Origin of the sequence: Pseudomonas sp. SMN11, assembly GCF_052041945.1 — a bacterium.
Taxonomy (GTDB): domain Bacteria; phylum Pseudomonadota; class Gammaproteobacteria; order Pseudomonadales; family Pseudomonadaceae; genus Aquipseudomonas.
Window position 1 is genome coordinate 1 of record NZ_JBKGGW010000022.1, and the last position, 15,634, is coordinate 15,634.

Genomic DNA, 15,634 nt, shown 5'->3' on the forward strand with positions numbered 1-15,634 from the left:
ACCTGTGGGAGCCGCGCTTGCCGGCGATGGGCTGCACAGCAGCCTCCGGACCGTGACCCTATACTCGGATAACCACCCAGCCTCTATCCCCCGGGAGGCCGCCGAGTGAGCCCACGCCTGTTGATCATGCTGTGCCTCTTGCTGGCCATCGCCGGCTGCGCCGGCAAGCGTTCGCCTGCCCCGCCCCCACCGGCGGTGCTCGACCCTGCCGCCTGGCAGCGCATCGACCAGGAGCTGATCGAGGCTTCGGCCGGCGCCGCTGGCTCCGCAAACGACTATGCGCGGCGCTCGATGCGGGTGTGGAAAGAGCAGGTGCAGCAACGCACCGAAAAAGACTTCATCCCTTGGTTCACCGGCTACTGGACCCAGCAGTGGCTGACCATGAAGGTAGCGTGGTACAAGCTCGACAGCGGTGAGGGCCGCGAGCCTGCGGAAAAGCGCCTGGCGCTGTACCTGCAGGAGCAGTATCACGAGCGGGTGATCGAACCGGTGGCCGAACAGATCAACCCCGAGGGCATCCGCGATCGTGCCTGCGAGCTGTATATACAGTTGTTCGGCCAGCAACTGCCCGCCATCATCCAGCGCTACAATGCTGCCCCCGAGCAAATCAGCCAACGCCTGAATCGCATCCCGGCTATCCACCTGGGGCCACCACCCGCTCGCAATGCCTCGCTGTATGAATTGTTGCGCGCCAAGTCGCTGGAACAGCAACCGGCCTGGCTGGCGTTGCGCGACCATTTGCACAAACAGGCCGCCAAAGGCCCCGGCAAAACCGACGCGGGCTTGTCGTCCGTGGCGACCGATGCCAGCGAAAAAATTGGCGCCACGCTGGCCCCACGCGGCATCGCCAGCGCCGTGGCCAGCGCCGTGGGCAAGGTGGCCGGGGCGATGATTTCGATCGTATCGACCGGCTACGGCATCATGGCCCATAACCGAGATCAGCCGCAGATGATCGAGCAGTTGCGGGTGATCCTGAATGTGGCACTCAACCAGGAATGGCAGGAGCTCATGGAGAACCGCCAGAGCGGCGCACTGGCCGGGGTGTACTACCTGTCTGGGCAGGTCGAGGACAGCCTGCTGGCGACCATGCCACAGCCCTTGATGGAGCAGCAGAGCGAACAGCGGCAGGCGCCGGCAGCACAGGAGCCGCTGCTGATTCGCCTGCCTTAGGCCGCAGCCATGGCCGAACTCGGCAAGCCAAAGATCCGGTCGAACGCCCAGTTGTAGGCGAAGGTGTAGCACGGGATCAGAACGATGAATGCCAGGTCCACCAGGAACGCCTCCACCAGGCTCATGTCCAGCCACCAGGCAATCAGCGGAATCAGGTACACCACCAAGGTCAGCTGAAAACCGACGGCATGCGCCACCCGCCGCGCCACGCTGCGCCCACGCTTGGCCTGGCGGCTCTCCCAGTACTCGAACAGGCTGTTGTAGATCAGGTTCCAGAGCATGGCGATGGTGGTGATCATCACCGCCAGCGGCCCGGTGTGCGAAGCCTGGGTGTCCGACAGGTAGGCCAGCCCCAGCGTCGACATGCACAGGCCGATCAGTTCATAGAAGGTCACGTAGACCAGTTTGCGTTTGACGCCCTGCATGGGTTACCTCATGTGTCGAAGTGCGATGAGGCGCAAGGATGATTCAATCTTCTTGACAGGAAAAGTCAGCAGCTTTCAGATTGACTGACAGGAGGCTGCCATGAATTTTTCCAGCGACAACATCCAGCTGTTTCTCGCCGTGCTCGACCGCGGTTCGTTTTCCGCCGCAGCACGCACCCTGCAGCGCGTGCCTTCGGCGGTGAGCATGGCCATCGGCAACCTTGAGGCCGAACTGGGCTACACCTTGTTCGAGCGCGGCTCACGCGAGGTCCGCGCCACCGCCCAGGCCCTTGCACTGGAGCCCCATGCACGGCTGATCGCCGAGCAGCTGGGCCTGCTGCAGGTGCACGCACTGGAGCTTTCCCAAGGCCTGGAAAGCAGCCTGACCCTCGCGGTGGTCCCGGATATCGACCATCGCCCGCTGCTGGCGGCCATTGCCAGCCTCGGTGCACGCTACCCGCTGCTCGACATTCAGCTGCTCAGCGCCCCGCAGGAAGAAGCGCTGCACATGCTCGACAGCGGCCGCGCCGACCTATGCGTGGCTTTTGCCGGCCTGCAGGTCGATGCCCGCCGCAGCTTCCAGCATATCGGCATGGAGTCGCTGGTGGCCACTTTGGCGCCTGCCCACCCGGCCCTGCGCGAAGGCCGGATCCACTACCTCGAAGACCTTGTCAATGTGCGCCAGATTCTGGTCCGCAGTCGCGACTTGCCTATGCTCGACCCACGCCCGCTGATCGGCGCCACGCACTGGTCCACCGACAGTTTCGACCTGGCCCTGCAGATGGTCGAAGCCGGCCTTGGCTGGGGCGACCTGCCACTGACCCGGGTGGCGTCGCTAGTCGATGCGGGGCGCCTGGTGCGCCTGCAGTTTCGCAACACCCGCAACGAGCTTCAGCTGCCGATCCACGCCTTCTGGCGCAAGCAGCAGCCCCTGCGCCGGGGCGCACGCCTGTTGATCGACCTGCTGGCCGCTGGCTAGCTCACCGTCCGTCGACCGGAGCGGCAAAAAATAGGTAAGTGTTTCAACCTTTTACCGGTCAAGCCGATATGCCAGGAGACAGGCCCCGCCATCGCGCCACAAGCGCGTGGCGCCCTCCCCTCCATGGCTCAAGGTCTCGAAACATGAACCTGAAATTTCGCCACAAGATCCTCCTCAGCGCCTGCGGTGTCGTGGTGCTGGCCTTTGCGCTGTTCACGCTCTACAACGATTATCTGCAACGCAACACCCTTCGCCAGAACATCGAATCTTCCGTGCAGCAGGCCGGCGCGCTGACCGCCAGCAGCGTGCAGAACTGGATGAGCGGGCGCATTCTGGTACTGGAAAATCTGGCGCAGGACATTGCCGAACAAGGGGCAGGAGAGACCCTGGGCGGGCTGATCGAGCAGCCCTCCTACACGCGAAATTTCCTTTTCACTTACCTGGGCCAGGCCAACGGCGTGTTCACCCAGCGCCCTGACACGCAGATGCCGGCCGGCTACGACCCCCGCCAACGGCCGTGGTACACCAGTGCGGCCAGCGCCGGCCAGACCGTGCTCACTGCCCCGTACCAGGGTGCCGTCGGTGGCCTGATGGTAACCATCGCGGTACCGGTGAAAAGCAAACGCAGCGGCGAACTGATCGGCGTGGTGGGCGGCGACCTGACCCTCGACACCCTGGTCGAGATCATCAACTCGGTCGACTTCGGCGGCATCGGCCACGCCTTCCTCGCCGACAGCAGTGGCCAGGTGATCGTCAGTCCGGACAAGGACCAGCTGATGAAGAACCTCAAGGACATCTACCCAGGCAGCGGCCTGCACGTGGCTGCCGGCATGCAGGACGTCACCCTCAACGGCGAGGAACGGCTGATCTCGTTCGCCCCGGTCGCCGGCCTGCCGTCGGCGCAGTGGTACATCGGCCTGTCGATCGACAAGGACAAGGCCTACGCCGCCCTCAGCCAGTTCCGCACCTCGGCGATCATCGCCATGCTCATCGCCGTGGTCGCCATCGCCGTGCTGCTCGGCCTGCTGATCCCGGTACTGATGCGCCCGCTGACCACCATGGGCCGCGCCATGCGCGACATCGCCGAAGGTGAAGGGGACCTGACCCGCCGCCTCGACGTGCAGCACAAGGACGAATTCGGCGAACTGGCCAGCTCGTTCAACCGCTTCGTCGAGCGTATCCATACCTCGATCAGCGAAGTGTCTTCGGCTACCCGCCTTGTGCACGATCTGTCGGAAAAGGTGGTCAACGCTTCCAATGCCTCGATCATCGGCTCCGAAGAACAGAGCATGCGCACCAACAGCGTGGCGGCGGCGATCAACCAGCTGGGCGCCGCGACCCAGGAGATCGCCCGCAATGCAGCCGATGCCTCGCAACACGCCAGCGGCGCCAGTGACCAGGCCCACGGCGGCCGTGAGGTGGTCGAGCAGGCGATCAACGCCATGACCGCGCTGTCCCAGCGTATCAGCGAGTCCTGCGAACAGATCGAAACCCTCAATGCCAGCACCGACGAGATCGGCAAGATCCTCGACGTGATCAAGGGCATTTCCCAGCAAACCAACCTGCTGGCGCTTAACGCCGCCATCGAGGCCGCCCGTGCCGGTGAGGCCGGGCGCGGCTTTGCCGTGGTTGCCGACGAGGTACGCAACCTGGCACACCGCACCCAGGAGTCGGCCGAAGAAATCCACCGCATGATCACCAGCCTGCAAGTCGGCTCGCGCGAGGCGGTGCACACCATGAACACCAGCCAGGTATCGAGCGAACAGACCGTGCAGGTGGCCAACCAGGCCGGCGAGCGCCTGGCCAGCGTGACCCAGCGCATCGGTGAAATCGACGGCATGAACCAGTCGGTGGCCACGGCGACCGAGGAACAGACCGCGGTGGTCGAGAGCCTGAACCTGGACATCACCCAGATCAACGCGCTCAACCAGCAAGGGGTGGAGAACCTCAACCAGACCCTGCAGCATTGCGATGCCCTGGCTCAGCAGGCCGGGCGCCTGAAGCAGCTGGTGGGCAGCTTCCGCATCTGATGCACCGCCCCTCGTCGGTGCTCGCCGACGAGGGGTTTGCGCGCTAGGCGGCCACCGCCTGGCCGCTCCTGCCCCGTCGCACCCAAGCCAGCAACACTGCCGCCATCAGCACAAAGCCCAAATAGCCGAACAGCGGATACACCTCGCCCACCAGGCTGATGAACCCCACCAGGCTGCAGACGAACGCCGCCACCCCGGTGACCACCGAACCCCAGCGGAACTTGGCCGTGCCCGCTGGCAACAACCGCGACAGGAACGAGAACAGGGTGCCAACCGCCGTGTTGACGATCATGCCGAAGATGATCAGGCACATCACCACGCCCAGCAGCGGCGACACTTCGTTGGCAATCGACAGCATCGGCATGGGCAAGTCGGCCACGCTGTCCAGGCGCGACAACAGCCCGGCACTCATCACCAGCATCAGCAAGCCCAGTGCAGCGCCCCCGAGCAGGCCGCCCCATACTGCAGCCTTCTCGCCCTTGGCGGAGCCGCCGAGGATCGCCAGGATCGGTGCCCCGGCAACAATGTTGTAGGACACGTACAGAAACGCCCCGAGCAACCAGTGCCGAGTGCCCGCCTGTTGCTGGCTGGCCAGCTGGTCGAGTGCGGCAAGGCTCTGCCCGCGGGTGAACACCGCGTACAGGGCAATCGCCGAGGCCACCAGGATCAGCAACGGGGTAATGGCGCCAATGGCGACGATGACCTTGCGCACGTCCAGGCACACGATCGCCACCACCAACAGCGTCACCAGCACGCTGCCGGTCAGCGCCGGAATGCCGAACTGCTGCTCCAGCAATGCACCACCGCCGGCCAGCATGACCACGGTCACGGCGAACATGAAGAAGGTGATCAGCCAATCGACGAACAAGCCCAGATGGCGCCCGCAGATGGCCTGGATCACATCCTTGTGCGAGGTGGCGCGCTGGCGGTTGCCCAGCCCGGCCAGGGCCATGCCGAGGAAGGTGAACAACGCCGCACTGACCAGGGCGCCCAACAGCCCCCAGAGGCCGAAATCGACGAAGAACAACAGCAGTTCCCGCCCGGACGCAAAGCCCGCCCCCACGATCACGCCGACGAAGGCCCCGGCGATCTTCAGTTGTTCTTGCATGTGAACCTCTGGTTATTGTTGTTGTGGCCCCACAGGGCTTGCCCGCGAACCGCGGCTGGCTCAACCTTCGCCGACGAATGCCTGCACTTCGATCTCCACATCAACCCCCAGCGCCAACGCCGACGCCACGGTCGAGCGCACCGGCAGCGCGGCGCCGAAGAACGCCTTGTAGACCTCGTTGAAACCGGCGAAGTGGTCCATCGACGACAGCCACACCGTCACCTTGACCACCTGGTCGAAGCGCGCCCCGCAGGCCTCCAGGCTCTCGGCGATGCGCTCGCAGGCGGCGCGGGTCTGGGTCTGGATGTCACCGCGCACCACCTCGCCAGCCGTGCTCATCGGCACCTGGCCGGACAGGAACAGGAAACCGCCGGCCTTCACCGCACGGGAAAACGGGAATGGCAGGCTGCTGGGGAAACGCTGGATCTGATTGCTCATGACAAACTCCTTTCAGGGTTACTGGAAACGTGCCGGGGACAGGCGCTCGGGCGCCACCCCCTGGGCGGTCAGGCTCGGGCACAACGCTTGCCCGAGCAGCAAGTCGGCGGCCAGACGCGAAGCGCCGGCTGCCGACTGGATACCATAGCCACCTTGCGCCGCCAGCCAGAAGAACGCCGGCATGTGTGGGTCGAAACCGATCACCAGGTCACCGTCGGCGACGAACGAACGCAAGCCCGCCCAGGTGTGGCTCGGGCGGCGGATGGACAGCGACGTCATGGCCTCGATGTTGTAGATGCCAAGGGCGATATCGAGCTCCTCGGGCGCGGCATCCTGGGGCTCGACCGGGTCGGCATTGGCCGGTGAGCCCAGCAGTTGGCCGGCGTCGGGCTTGAAGTAGAAGCTCTCGTCGACACCGATCACCGCAGGCCAACGGGCAAAGTCCTGGTCGGCCGGGCCGGGGAAGGTAAACGCGCTGCGCCGGCACGGCTGCAGGCCGACGCGGGCCACGCCACACTGCTCGGCCACCCGGTCAGCCCAGGCACCGGCGGCATTGACCAGGCTGTGCGCCTGCAGCTGGCTGCCGTCGGCCAGCTCCACCTGCCACAGCTCATCGATGTAGCGGGCCCGGAGCAGTTCGGCGTTGCAGCGCAACTCGCCACCAGCGGCACGGTAGCCACGCAGGAAGCCCTGGTGCAGAGCGTGCACATCCAGGTCCATGGCGCCCGGCTCATGCACCGCACCGGCCAGGCTGTCGACGTTCAGGCTGGGGACCAGCGCCAGCGCCGCGTCGCGGTCGAGCAGGCTGACCGCAGTGCCGTTGGCCAGGTTCTGCGCGTGGGTGTGCTCAAGCAGCTCGCGTTGTTCATGACTGGCGACATACAGGCAGCCACGCGGCTCGAGCAGCGGGTGCTCGCAGAAGCCTGCTGGCGGCGCTTCGTAGAAGGCTCGGCTGGCGCGGGTAAGGGCCTGGATCTGCGGGGTGCCGTAGGCTTCCATGAACATCGCGGCCGAGCGCCCGGTCGAGTGGTAGCCCGGTTGCGCTTCGCGTTCGAGCAACAGCACGCGGCGTTCACCGGCCAGGCGATAGCCCAGCGAGGCACCCGCGATACCGGCGCCGACGATCAGGGTGTCGTAGATCTGGGTCATGCACGCTCCTGCTTGGAAAATTATCATTTATGAGAATTCTAATATATGAGAATTTCGAAACATGCAAGCGCGCGAGTTAAGATGCGCGACCCACGAAGTATGCCGAGACTCGCGAATGCCTGATGCCCGCCCCGCTGCCCTGCCCTTGCTAGACCGCGCCGAAGTCGGCGGGCGCCTGCGCCAGGTGCGCAAGGCACGCCAGTTGACCCTCAAGCAATTGTCCGAGCTCAGTGGCGTGCCGGTGTCGACCTTGTCGAAGATGGAACTGGCGCAGGTTTCGGTGAGCTACGAAAAACTGGCCGCTGCCGCGCGTGCCCTGAATGTCGACATCGCCCACCTGTTCCGGGCCAGTGGCCCGGTGGCGGAAGCCGTGGCGGCGCCGGTGACCGTGGTGGTCGACTCATTGCCCGCCGCCGCCGGATACTCCACCGGCACCTATGATTACCACCCGATCGCCGGGGCCTTCCCGGAACGGCGCATGACCCCTGCATACGCCCGCATCATCGCTCGCGAACGCGGCCAGTTCGACGATTTTATCCGCCACCCAGGCCAGGAGTTCGCGGTGGTGCTGAGCGGCCGGGTGCGCATCGAATTCGAAACCGGCGAGGCGGTCAGCATCGGGCCACAGGAAACGGCGTATTTCGACAGCCAGGTGGGGCACATCTACCTGTCGGAAAGCGAAGATGGCGGCGATGCCCATGTGATGGTGGTGATGACCGACCGCTGAGGCCGGTTATAACCTAATAACGAACAAGTCTATTTGGCTATAAAAACTCCCTATATGCTGGCACCCATCCGATAACGGGCAAAGCTGGGCAGTCGAGTAGCGTATGGATGTAGGATCTTTCGGTTTCACCATTGCCGGACTGGTTGTGGGTTTCATCGTCGGCATGACCGGCGTCGGTGGCGGCTCGCTGATGACCCCGATCCTGCTGTGGTTCGGCATCAACCCCGCGACTGCCGTGGGCACCGACCTGCTGTATGCCGCCATCACCAAGGGCGGTGGCATCTGGGTACATGCGCGCAACAAGAACATCGACTGGAAGATCACCGGCCTGCTCAGCCTCGGCAGCGTGCCGGCGGCAGCGCTGACCCTGTGGTTCCTCAGCACCCTGCACACCGACACCACGGCGCTGAACGCCATCATCAAGCAAGGCCTGGCGGTGGTGCTGATCCTCACCGCCCTGGCGATCCTGTTCAAGTCGCGCCTGCAAGCGTTCGCCAGCCGTCACGCCGGTGACCACTACCACCTCAGCGACCGCAGCCTGAACACCCTCACCGTGCTGACCGGCGTGGTGCTGGGTGTGATGGTCACCCTCACCTCGATCGGTGCTGGTGCATTGGGCACCGTGGCGCTGTTCCTGCTCTACCCGTTCCTGGCCACTCGCCGCCTGGTCGGTACCGAAATTGCCCACGCCGTACCCCTGACCCTGGTCGCCGGTATCGGCCACGCCGGCATGGGCAACATGGACTGGTCGCTGCTCGGCTACCTGTTGCTGGGCTCGCTGCCCGGCATCTACCTGGGCAGCCACCTCACCGGACGCATCTCCGACCGCGTGCTGCGCCCCTGCCTGGCGACCATGCTGTTGCTGATCGGCTACAAGCTGGCGTTCTGACCCGGCAACTGGCGCTTGCTCAGCCCAGACGCAAGCGCCACTGCCCGGTAAAGCTCAACTCGACCCGTGACAACGGCAGCACATCGATCCGCTGCGCGGCAGCCAGTGGGCATTCCAACACCGTCATCAGCGCTGCGCGAATCACCCAAGGGTGAGTCACCGCCAGCCACTCGCCCGGCCTGTCGAAGGCCATCAACCAGGCCGCCACACGCTCGCACACCTGCGCAAACGACTCACCGCCATGGGGCGCGCTGAACGGATCATTGAGCCACTGCGCCAACGCCTGAGGCTGCTCGGCCTGCAACTGCTTGAGCGGCAAACCCTGCCAATGGTCGAGGGCGCAATCGGCCAAGGCCGGCTCGATCTGCGCCTGTGACGAGAGCCACGCCGCCGTCTGCGCCGCACGCCGCTCCGGCGCAGCCAGCAGCTGCGTGGCGGGAGGGATTGGTAAGGGTTCGACGGCCAACGGCAAAATGCCGTCGTCGGGCTGCGCCAGACGCCCGCTTTTCTGGGCCTGGGTCAGGGCGTGGCAGAGCAAGGTCAGGCGTACGGCTTTCACCAGGGCGTTCTTCATTGATAGTCAGGCCGACTGGTTTAGCACGTCAGCCGCATTTTTACTGCAACAAAGTCACGCCAAAGCGGAACGCCGGGTTAGCATCGCCACTCCAACCTAGGCGAAATGCCACCAGAGCCCTTGATCAATGCCCGCCACCTCAACCAGCCCCTTGCTGCTCGCCTTGCGTGAAGGCACCCGTGACTGCCACAAGGCGCTGGAAGCCCGCCTGCCCTTCTTCAGCCCAGGCTTCGACAGTGCTGCCTACCGTCGCCTGCTGCAGGCCTACTACGGTTTTCATGTCCCCCTGGAACATTACCTGAGTGATTATCAGGGGCCAGAACGCCGCAAGACCGCGACCTTGGCCCGTGACCTGCAGGCCCTGAAGCTGAGCGAAGCCGACATCGACGCGCTGCCATTGTGCCAGGCACTACCGGCCATTCACGACGAAGCCAGCGCGCTGGGCGTGATGTATGTACTGGAGGGCTCGACCCTGGGTGGCCAGGTGCTCAAACGGGCGATGGCCGAGCGCCTGGGCATCGGCCACGACAGCGGTGCCGCCTTTCTCGATGTGTACGGGCCGCTGACCGGCAGCTACTGGCGCAGCTTCCTCGAGCGGCTTGGCCAGGCATCGGCTGAAGGGCCGGCACAGGCCACCACGGTACAGGCCGCCATCGACACTTTCACCCATTTCGAACAGTGGCTCGGCCAGCGCAATGTATTGAATTAGAGCCTTGACCAGACGCTATTCGGCGTTTTGCCACTATGAATTGCCAGTGTCGGCTCTCGTTACTTGTTGTATCCAATGACAACAAGGAAGTCGATTCATGACCGATATGACACGTCGCTCGTTGGTGGGCCTGGGCATGGCCCTCCCGTTGCTTGGCCAACTGGGTTGGGCCGGCGAAGCCCCCGCAGCGCCAGGCACCGACCAAGGGCCGGTGCGCATCAACTACAACGAAAGCCCCTGGGGCCCGAGCCCCGCTGCCCGCCAGGCCATGCGTGACGGCATCGAGCTATGCGGGCGTTACCCGTACAAGGCGCAGTACCGCCTGATCGACACCTTCGCTGCCGAACACGGCCTGGAGCCGTCGCAGGTCCAGGTGTTCTGTGGCTCGAAACTGGCCCTGCAGCACGCCGTGATGGCCTTCACCGGCCCACGCAGCCTGGTACTCGCCGAACCGTCCTACGAAGCCGCTGCCGAAGCTGCCCGCGGCCATGGCAGCGCCGTACACGCGGTGGCCCTGGATGCGCGCCATGCCCATGACGTCGATGCCATGCTGGCGGCCGACAGCTCCCCCGGGCTGATCTACCTGTGCAACCCCAACAACCCCACCGGCACGCTCACCCCGCGGCGCGATATCGAGCGCCTGCTCAAGCGCACGCCAGCCGACAGCGTGGTACTGGTGGACGAGGCGTATATCCATTTCAGCGATGCGCAAAGCTGCATCAGCCTGGTCAAGGAGCACCCGCAGCTGCTGGTGTTGCAGACGTTCTCCAAGCTCTACGGCATGGCCGGGGCACGCCTCGGATTGGCCATCGGCCAGGCCCCGCTGCTGGAGCGCCTGGAGATGTATGACGGCGACAACGTAGCCGCCGCCTCGACCTTGCTGGCGGGGCTGGCGAGCCTGAACGACCCGCAGCTGGTGCCCCAGCGCAAGGCCGAAAACGCTCGCCTGCGCGACCACACAGTCGCCTGGTTGGGCGCGCGCGGCTGGCAGTGCACGGCGTCGCAGACCAACTGCTTCATGATCGACATGCGCGGGCCCGCACAGCCGGTGGTGGACCGGCTGGCCCAGCACGGCGTGCTGGTGGGGCGAGTGTGGCAAAGCTGGCCGAACTGGGTGCGGGTGAGTGTCGGCGATGAACACGACATGCTGCGCTTTCGGGAAGCCTTTGCCAGGGTGACGGGCGGATAAGCGAACGGGAAAACACGCGCCTGCCGGAAGGTAGGTGCAATGGAGTGCCAGACACGCCTATACTTTATTTGACGAAAATTAACAGTCAATTGACGGAGGAGTGATGAGCACTTCAATCGCCCAGCGGCGCCAGGAAAAAGCCAGAGAGGATGTGCGCAATTCAGGCATCGACGAATTCTGGGCATTCAGCGCCAGCCGCTATGCACTCAGGGAGTCGGAACGGCTGGTGCAGATCAAGCGCGGCTTTTCTGCCCAGCTGTTCCGCGCCGTGCGCTACACCTTCAATCTGGAAGAACCTAGCCTGGCATTACTGCTCAATGCCTCGATCTCCACGCTTGAGCGGCGTGTTCGGGAGCACGAAGTGCTCGATACCGTCGCCTCCGAACGCCTGGACCGCATTGCCTCGGTGTCCCATCAGGCCGAGGAAGTCTTCGAGAGCCGCGACGCTGCTGCACAGTGGCTGTCGAAGCCGAACAAGGCCCTGGGTGATATTGCGCCGATCCTGCTCTGCGAAACCGAAATCGGTGCCAAGCAGGTGCGCCGGGTGCTGCAGGCTCTGGAATGGGGCGGGGTTGCCTGATGCGTGGGTGGCGAATAGCGAAGGCAAGACGCGCCACTGACTTGAGCGGCAAGGGTGCGGCCATCGAAGGCGGGCGCTGGAACGATCAGGACGTACCGGCCGTATACATGGGCATGACGCCGGCAATCTGTTGCCTGGAAACCTTTGTACACGCGACGGGCGAACCCACTGTTCCCTTGAAGATCACCTGCTTCGAGCTACCTGCAGAGACTTCGCTGTATCTGCACGTCGATGCGGCGGACCTGCCCGAAGGTTGGGCCAGCTTGCCTGCCGACCGCCCAAGCATGGAATTCGGCACTGCCTGGCTGAAGTCGAACAGCCACCTTGGGCTGATCATCCCATCTGCCATCCTGCCGTTGGAGCGCAATATCGTGATCAACCCCGGCCATCCAGCAGTGAATCAAATCCAGGTGGTTGAAATATACGACTTCATGTACGACCCACGGATGTTCCAAGTCGGCTCCCAGAACCTCTGAATACTCTGCCCATGCCGCTACGCGCCACATCGCAGCCCCGGCGATTTCGAAGCTAGCGCGCAACGACTTGCCTGCGTAGCTCATCGGCAAAAAACCGGACTGCGGCCGAAGGTTCACCCAGGCTCTGACGCAGTTCGATGATCACATTACCCAACGCCGGCAGCGCCACGTCACCGGTCTCCAATATCTGCCATCCCGGCCGAATCAACGGCGTGGACGTTGCCGCAATCGCCAGCCCGCTTTCCACTGCCAGCTGCACACCCGTAACCCCCGTACACTCGAAGGCCACTTCGTAATCGATCAGACTGGCGCTCAACGCCGAAAGGATGTGCCGGCGATAGCCGCAACCATGAGGGTACAGCGCCAACGGTAGCGGCGCGCTGCGGTCCAGCTCGAAACCTGCCGCCCCCACCCAGTGCAGCTGATCACAGCGCAGTACCTCACCATTGCCATCCGCCGCCCGTTGGGTGACCAGCGCCAGGTCCAGCTCGCCAGCCTCCAGGGCGGTGAACAGGTTCTGGGTGATGTCGTTGCGAATCTTCAGGCTGACCTTCGGGTAACGCTGGTTGAACTGCTGAATGACCGGTGGCAAGAACGCGCTGGCGTAGTCATCCGGGATGCCGAAGCGGACGGTGCCGCACACCTCACCCTTGGTGAAATGCGCCATGGCCTCGTCGCTCAGCGCCAGCATCCTGCGTGCATATTCCAGCATGCGCTCTCCGTGGGCCGTGAGTACCGTGCTCTGGTGCCCCCGTTCCACCAGCCGCTCGCCCACAAGGTCCTCCAGCTTCTTCAACTGGATGCTCACCGCCGCCTGGGTCTTGTGCAGCCGTTGCGATGCCACCGATAGGTTCTTGCTTTCGGCAATGGTCTTGAAGCTGTGCAGCAACGCAAGGTCGAGAAGGCGCACGGAAACTACCTCGGCGGAAAAATGAACGCTTCCCGGCATTAGGCAGGCATGAAAAAACGCCTGTCAAACACGCCTGCGCCCTGCACCGGCCCAGCAACGACTGGTTGCTTGCGGCTTAAATTCTTTTTATGCCGAGCTTATTTTTTATTCGATATCCGCCTGCTCCACCCTTGGCTAGATTGAGCCCGTCGACGGTGTGTGACCACTCACCAGCGATGCCCCGATTGGCTTGGCCGTGTGTGCCGGAGAAGAACAATGAAAGCCGAATTTGACTATGTGATTGCCGGTGCTGGCTCGGCGGGTTGCGTGCTGGCGCGTCGGCTTTCCGATGCGGGCCACCAGGTCCTGCTGCTGGAGGTGGGCCCTTCCGACAAGTCGTGGATCATCCGCATGCCTGCGGGCCTGCGCTCGGCGTTCAAGCCGACGTCGAAATACAACTGGTGGTACTACACCGAAGAACAGGCCCACCTGAACAACCGCAAGATCCAGCAACCCCGTGGGCGGGTGCTCGGTGGTTCGTCGTCGATCAACGGCATGACCTGGCTGCGTGGCCACCCGCTCGACTACGACGGCTGGCAGGCACAGGGGGCAGAAGGCTGGAGCTGGGCAGACTGCGCGCCCTACTTCAAGAAGATCGAATCCAGCGCGATCGGCGGCATCCACCGTGGCGACAGCGGCCCCATCCGTGCCCAGCGCCAGGAACAGCTGAGCCCGCTCAATGCCGCGTTCCTGGAAGCGGGCCAACAGGCGGGCTTCAGTCTGACGGACGACGTCAACGGCTACCGCCAGGAAGGGGTTTCGCGCTTCGAGATGAGCGTGCGTGACGGCATTCGCAACAGCGCTGCCTATGGCTATATCCACGCGCTGGGCCAGCACCCCAACCTGACCCTCTGGCTAGGCTGCGAAGTACAGAAGATCAACTTCGAAGGCACGCGGGCAACTGGCTTTCGCGTCGTCTACCAGAACCGTGTGATCGATGTCCGTGCGCAGCGCGAAAGCCTGCTGTGCTGCGGCGTATTCGGTTCTGCACAGCTGTTGATGCTTTCGGGTATTGGCCCTGTCGACCAACTGCGCGAGCACGGCATTGCCGCCCGGTTGAACGTGCCGGGGGTCGGCGAAAACCTCCAGGACCACCTGGAATGCCATATCCAGATGGAAACCAAGGAACCGGTATCGCTGAACCGCGAACTGCAATACCACCGCATGCTCTGGGCCGGCTTGCAGTGGTTCGGCTTCAGGAAGGGTGTGGCGGCGGTCAACCAGTGCCACGTCGGCGCCTTCCTCAACAGTTCGCCGACCACGCCGCATGCGGATATCCAGTTCCACTTCTTCCCGGTGTTCTTCGACAAGAACTGGATCCCGCTCAGCACTACCTACGGCTACCGTATCGGCGTAGGCCCCATGCGCCCGACCAGCCGCGGCTCGGTGAAGCTACGCAGCGCCAGGGTCGCCGACCCGCTACGCATCGACCCGAACTACATGGCCACCGAGGAAGACTGGCGGGTGATGCGCGAGGCCATGCGCCTGGGCATCGACTTCGCCGAGCAGCCCGCGTTCAAACGCTACAACCATCGCGAGGATACCCCGGGCCGCCACATCCGCTCAGGCAAGGCGCTGGATGCCTTCATCCGCGAAGATGCCGCCAGCGCCTACCACCCTTGCGGCACCTGCAAGATGGGTAGCGACACGGACCCCATGGCCGTGGTCGACAGCCACCTGCGGGTCAGGGGTATCGAAAGTCTGCGGGTGATCGATGCGTCGGTGTTCCCGACTGTGCCCAGTGCCAACATCAATGCCGCCACCATCATGCTGGCGGAGAAAGCCAGCGACCTGGTGCTGGGCAAATCGGGGTTGCAGCCTGAAGCCCTGCCCTATCACAGCCAAATCATGCAGGGCGCTCGACAGAAGGTGTCGGCGTGAACGCCGCAGGAGCAACGCAATGACCACCATCATCCAACGCCAGGCCACCGCCGAAGAGCAGCAAGCCAGCCAAAACTGGGCGCTGTGGGAAAGCGGCGAAACCGACCGCTTCGCCTACCAGTACGACCAGGACGTGCAGTTCGTCGTGCAAAGCGGCGAGGCGGTCATCTACAGCCCTGACAATCCCCCGGTCGCCATTGCCGCCGGCAACCACGTGACCATCCGTAAAGGTGTGGATGGCCTCTGGGCCATTCGTACACCCGTGGTCAATCGCTACCAGTACCTCTGACTGTCACGCCAGCCAGGATGGCTGAACGAACAACAAGCGACAGCGCCAATCATCAATCTGCCAAACCCGACT

General features: G+C 64.0%; 17 protein-coding genes and 1 pseudogene. 12 read left to right on the forward strand and 6 right to left on the reverse strand.

All coding sequences use genetic code 11. The features are described 5' to 3' along the window. Window positions 1–105 precede the first annotated feature (105 nt). Window positions 106–1,170 (forward strand): hypothetical protein, encoded by a 1,065-nt coding sequence (locus ACLEJU_RS18005; protein ID WP_435425268.1) that lies wholly within the window; start codon window positions 106–108, stop codon window positions 1,168–1,170. Here ACLEJU_RS18005 and ACLEJU_RS18010 read toward each other — a convergent pair. Continuing rightward, window positions 1,167–1,595 carry a PACE efflux transporter gene (locus ACLEJU_RS18010; protein WP_435425269.1) on the reverse strand — a complete coding sequence of 143 codons (429 nt, stop codon included), beginning with the start codon at window positions 1,593–1,595 and terminating at the stop codon, window positions 1,167–1,169. The genes ACLEJU_RS18005 and ACLEJU_RS18010 overlap by 4 nt on opposite strands. 100 nt (window positions 1,596–1,695) lie before the next feature. Between ACLEJU_RS18010 and ACLEJU_RS18015 the strand changes: the two genes are divergently transcribed. The 3 genes and pseudogenes from ACLEJU_RS18015 (at window position 1,696) to ACLEJU_RS18025 (ending at window position 4,604) form a co-directional block, all read left to right on the forward strand. Further along, window positions 1,696–2,574, forward strand: coding sequence for a LysR family transcriptional regulator (locus ACLEJU_RS18015; RefSeq protein ID WP_435425270.1), 879 nt, complete (start codon window positions 1,696–1,698; stop codon window positions 2,572–2,574). Between the two features lie 143 nt (window positions 2,575–2,717). Next, window positions 2,718–3,746: pseudogene (gene mcpA / locus ACLEJU_RS18020) on the forward strand (methyl-accepting chemotaxis protein McpA); the annotation flags it as partial. 117 nt (window positions 3,747–3,863) lie between these two features. Further along, entirely contained in the window at window positions 3,864–4,604 is a 741-nt protein-coding gene (locus ACLEJU_RS18025) for a methyl-accepting chemotaxis protein (protein ID WP_371922750.1), read from the forward strand. A gap of 43 nt (window positions 4,605–4,647) precedes the next feature. Here ACLEJU_RS18025 and ACLEJU_RS18030 read toward each other — a convergent pair whose 3' ends face one another. The 3 genes from ACLEJU_RS18030 to ACLEJU_RS18040 are packed head-to-tail and all read right to left on the reverse strand — an operon-like array spanning window position 4,648 to window position 7,299. Then, on the reverse strand, window positions 4,648–5,712 hold the full coding sequence (locus ACLEJU_RS18030; RefSeq protein WP_110631572.1) for a YkvI family membrane protein: 1,065 nt from the start codon (window positions 5,710–5,712) through the stop codon (window positions 4,648–4,650). Between the two features lie 60 nt (window positions 5,713–5,772). Next, window positions 5,773–6,150 carry a RidA family protein gene (locus ACLEJU_RS18035; RefSeq protein WP_435425271.1) on the reverse strand — a complete coding sequence of 126 codons (378 nt, stop codon included), beginning with the start codon at window positions 6,148–6,150 and terminating at the stop codon, window positions 5,773–5,775. An 18-nt stretch (window positions 6,151–6,168) separates the two neighbouring features. Next, a complete protein-coding gene (locus tag ACLEJU_RS18040; RefSeq protein WP_435425272.1) occupies window positions 6,169–7,299 on the reverse strand; it encodes an NAD(P)/FAD-dependent oxidoreductase in 1,131 nt (376 codons plus the stop codon). A gap of 115 nt (window positions 7,300–7,414) precedes the next feature. On the opposite strand from ACLEJU_RS18040, the gene ACLEJU_RS18045 reads away from it, so the two are divergent. Together ACLEJU_RS18045 and ACLEJU_RS18050 are read left to right on the forward strand one after the other, a co-directional pair. Then, window positions 7,415–8,026, forward strand: a complete 612-nt coding sequence (locus ACLEJU_RS18045) for a helix-turn-helix domain-containing protein (RefSeq protein WP_435425273.1) — start codon at window positions 7,415–7,417, stop codon at window positions 8,024–8,026. A 103-nt stretch (window positions 8,027–8,129) separates the two neighbouring features. Beyond that, window positions 8,130–8,915, forward strand: coding sequence for a sulfite exporter TauE/SafE family protein (locus tag ACLEJU_RS18050; RefSeq protein ID WP_103448188.1), 786 nt, complete (start codon window positions 8,130–8,132; stop codon window positions 8,913–8,915). A 19-nt stretch (window positions 8,916–8,934) separates the two neighbouring features. On the opposite strand, the gene ACLEJU_RS18055 is transcribed toward ACLEJU_RS18050, so the two are convergent. Then, on the reverse strand, window positions 8,935–9,474 hold the full coding sequence (locus ACLEJU_RS18055; RefSeq protein WP_435425282.1) for a histidine phosphatase family protein: 540 nt from the start codon (window positions 9,472–9,474) through the stop codon (window positions 8,935–8,937). Window positions 9,475–9,616: 142 nt separating this feature from the next. Between ACLEJU_RS18055 and ACLEJU_RS18060 the strand changes: the two genes are divergently transcribed. The 4 genes from ACLEJU_RS18060 (at window position 9,617) to ACLEJU_RS18075 (ending at window position 12,443) form a co-directional block, all read left to right on the forward strand. Continuing rightward, window positions 9,617–10,198, forward strand: a complete 582-nt coding sequence (locus ACLEJU_RS18060; protein ID WP_435425274.1) for a biliverdin-producing heme oxygenase — start codon at window positions 9,617–9,619, stop codon at window positions 10,196–10,198. A gap of 97 nt (window positions 10,199–10,295) precedes the next feature. Then, entirely contained in the window at window positions 10,296–11,387 is a 1,092-nt protein-coding gene (ptaA, locus tag ACLEJU_RS18065; protein WP_435425275.1) for a pyoverdine biosynthesis transaminase PtaA, read from the forward strand. A gap of 103 nt (window positions 11,388–11,490) precedes the next feature. Next, entirely contained in the window at window positions 11,491–11,967 is a 477-nt protein-coding gene (parS, locus tag ACLEJU_RS18070; RefSeq protein WP_435425276.1) for a type II RES/Xre toxin-antitoxin system antitoxin, read from the forward strand. Then, on the forward strand, window positions 11,967–12,443 hold the full coding sequence (locus ACLEJU_RS18075; protein WP_435425277.1) for an RES family NAD+ phosphorylase: 477 nt from the start codon (window positions 11,967–11,969) through the stop codon (window positions 12,441–12,443). Before parS ends, ACLEJU_RS18075 begins: the two co-directional genes overlap by 1 nt. A gap of 52 nt (window positions 12,444–12,495) precedes the next feature. On the opposite strand, the gene ACLEJU_RS18080 is transcribed toward ACLEJU_RS18075, so the two are convergent. Continuing rightward, entirely contained in the window at window positions 12,496–13,353 is an 858-nt protein-coding gene (locus ACLEJU_RS18080) for a LysR substrate-binding domain-containing protein (RefSeq protein WP_435425278.1), read from the reverse strand. A gap of 255 nt (window positions 13,354–13,608) precedes the next feature. Between ACLEJU_RS18080 and ACLEJU_RS18085 the strand changes: the two genes are divergently transcribed. Both ACLEJU_RS18085 and ACLEJU_RS18090 read left to right on the forward strand, forming a co-directional pair. Then, a complete protein-coding gene (locus ACLEJU_RS18085) occupies window positions 13,609–15,273 on the forward strand; it encodes a choline dehydrogenase (RefSeq protein ID WP_435425279.1) in 1,665 nt (554 codons plus the stop codon). A gap of 19 nt (window positions 15,274–15,292) precedes the next feature. Then, window positions 15,293–15,562: a cupin domain-containing protein gene (locus ACLEJU_RS18090; protein ID WP_435425280.1), complete on the forward strand. Its 270-nt coding sequence runs from the start codon at window positions 15,293–15,295 to the stop codon at window positions 15,560–15,562. Window positions 15,563–15,634 lie beyond the last annotated feature (72 nt).

Bases quoted from the DNA above. Each gene is read 5' to 3' on its own strand.
- ACLEJU_RS18010 (WP_435425269.1), bottom strand. From the start codon at position 1,595: ATGCAGGGCGTCAAACGCAAACTGGTCTACGTGACCTTCTATGAACTG.
- ACLEJU_RS18015 (WP_435425270.1), top strand. From the start codon at position 1,696: ATGAATTTTTCCAGCGACAACATCCAGCTGTTTCTCGCCGTGCTCGAC.
- ACLEJU_RS18025 (WP_371922750.1), top strand. From the start codon at position 3,864: ATGCGCACCAACAGCGTGGCGGCGGCGATCAACCAGCTGGGCGCCGCG.
- ACLEJU_RS18030 (WP_110631572.1), bottom strand. From the start codon at position 5,712: ATGCAAGAACAACTGAAGATCGCCGGGGCCTTCGTCGGCGTGATCGTG.
- ACLEJU_RS18035 (WP_435425271.1), bottom strand. From the start codon at position 6,150: ATGAGCAATCAGATCCAGCGTTTCCCCAGCAGCCTGCCATTCCCGTTT.
- ACLEJU_RS18040 (WP_435425272.1), bottom strand. From the start codon at position 7,299: ATGACCCAGATCTACGACACCCTGATCGTCGGCGCCGGTATCGCGGGT.
- ACLEJU_RS18045 (WP_435425273.1), top strand. From the start codon at position 7,415: ATGCCTGATGCCCGCCCCGCTGCCCTGCCCTTGCTAGACCGCGCCGAA.
- ACLEJU_RS18050 (WP_103448188.1), top strand. From the start codon at position 8,130: ATGGATGTAGGATCTTTCGGTTTCACCATTGCCGGACTGGTTGTGGGT.
- ACLEJU_RS18060 (WP_435425274.1), top strand. From the start codon at position 9,617: ATGCCCGCCACCTCAACCAGCCCCTTGCTGCTCGCCTTGCGTGAAGGC.
- ptaA (WP_435425275.1), top strand. From the start codon at position 10,296: ATGACCGATATGACACGTCGCTCGTTGGTGGGCCTGGGCATGGCCCTC.
- parS (WP_435425276.1), top strand. From the start codon at position 11,491: ATGAGCACTTCAATCGCCCAGCGGCGCCAGGAAAAAGCCAGAGAGGAT.
- ACLEJU_RS18075 (WP_435425277.1), top strand. From the start codon at position 11,967: ATGCGTGGGTGGCGAATAGCGAAGGCAAGACGCGCCACTGACTTGAGC.
- ACLEJU_RS18085 (WP_435425279.1), top strand. From the start codon at position 13,609: ATGAAAGCCGAATTTGACTATGTGATTGCCGGTGCTGGCTCGGCGGGT.
- ACLEJU_RS18090 (WP_435425280.1), top strand. From the start codon at position 15,293: ATGACCACCATCATCCAACGCCAGGCCACCGCCGAAGAGCAGCAAGCC.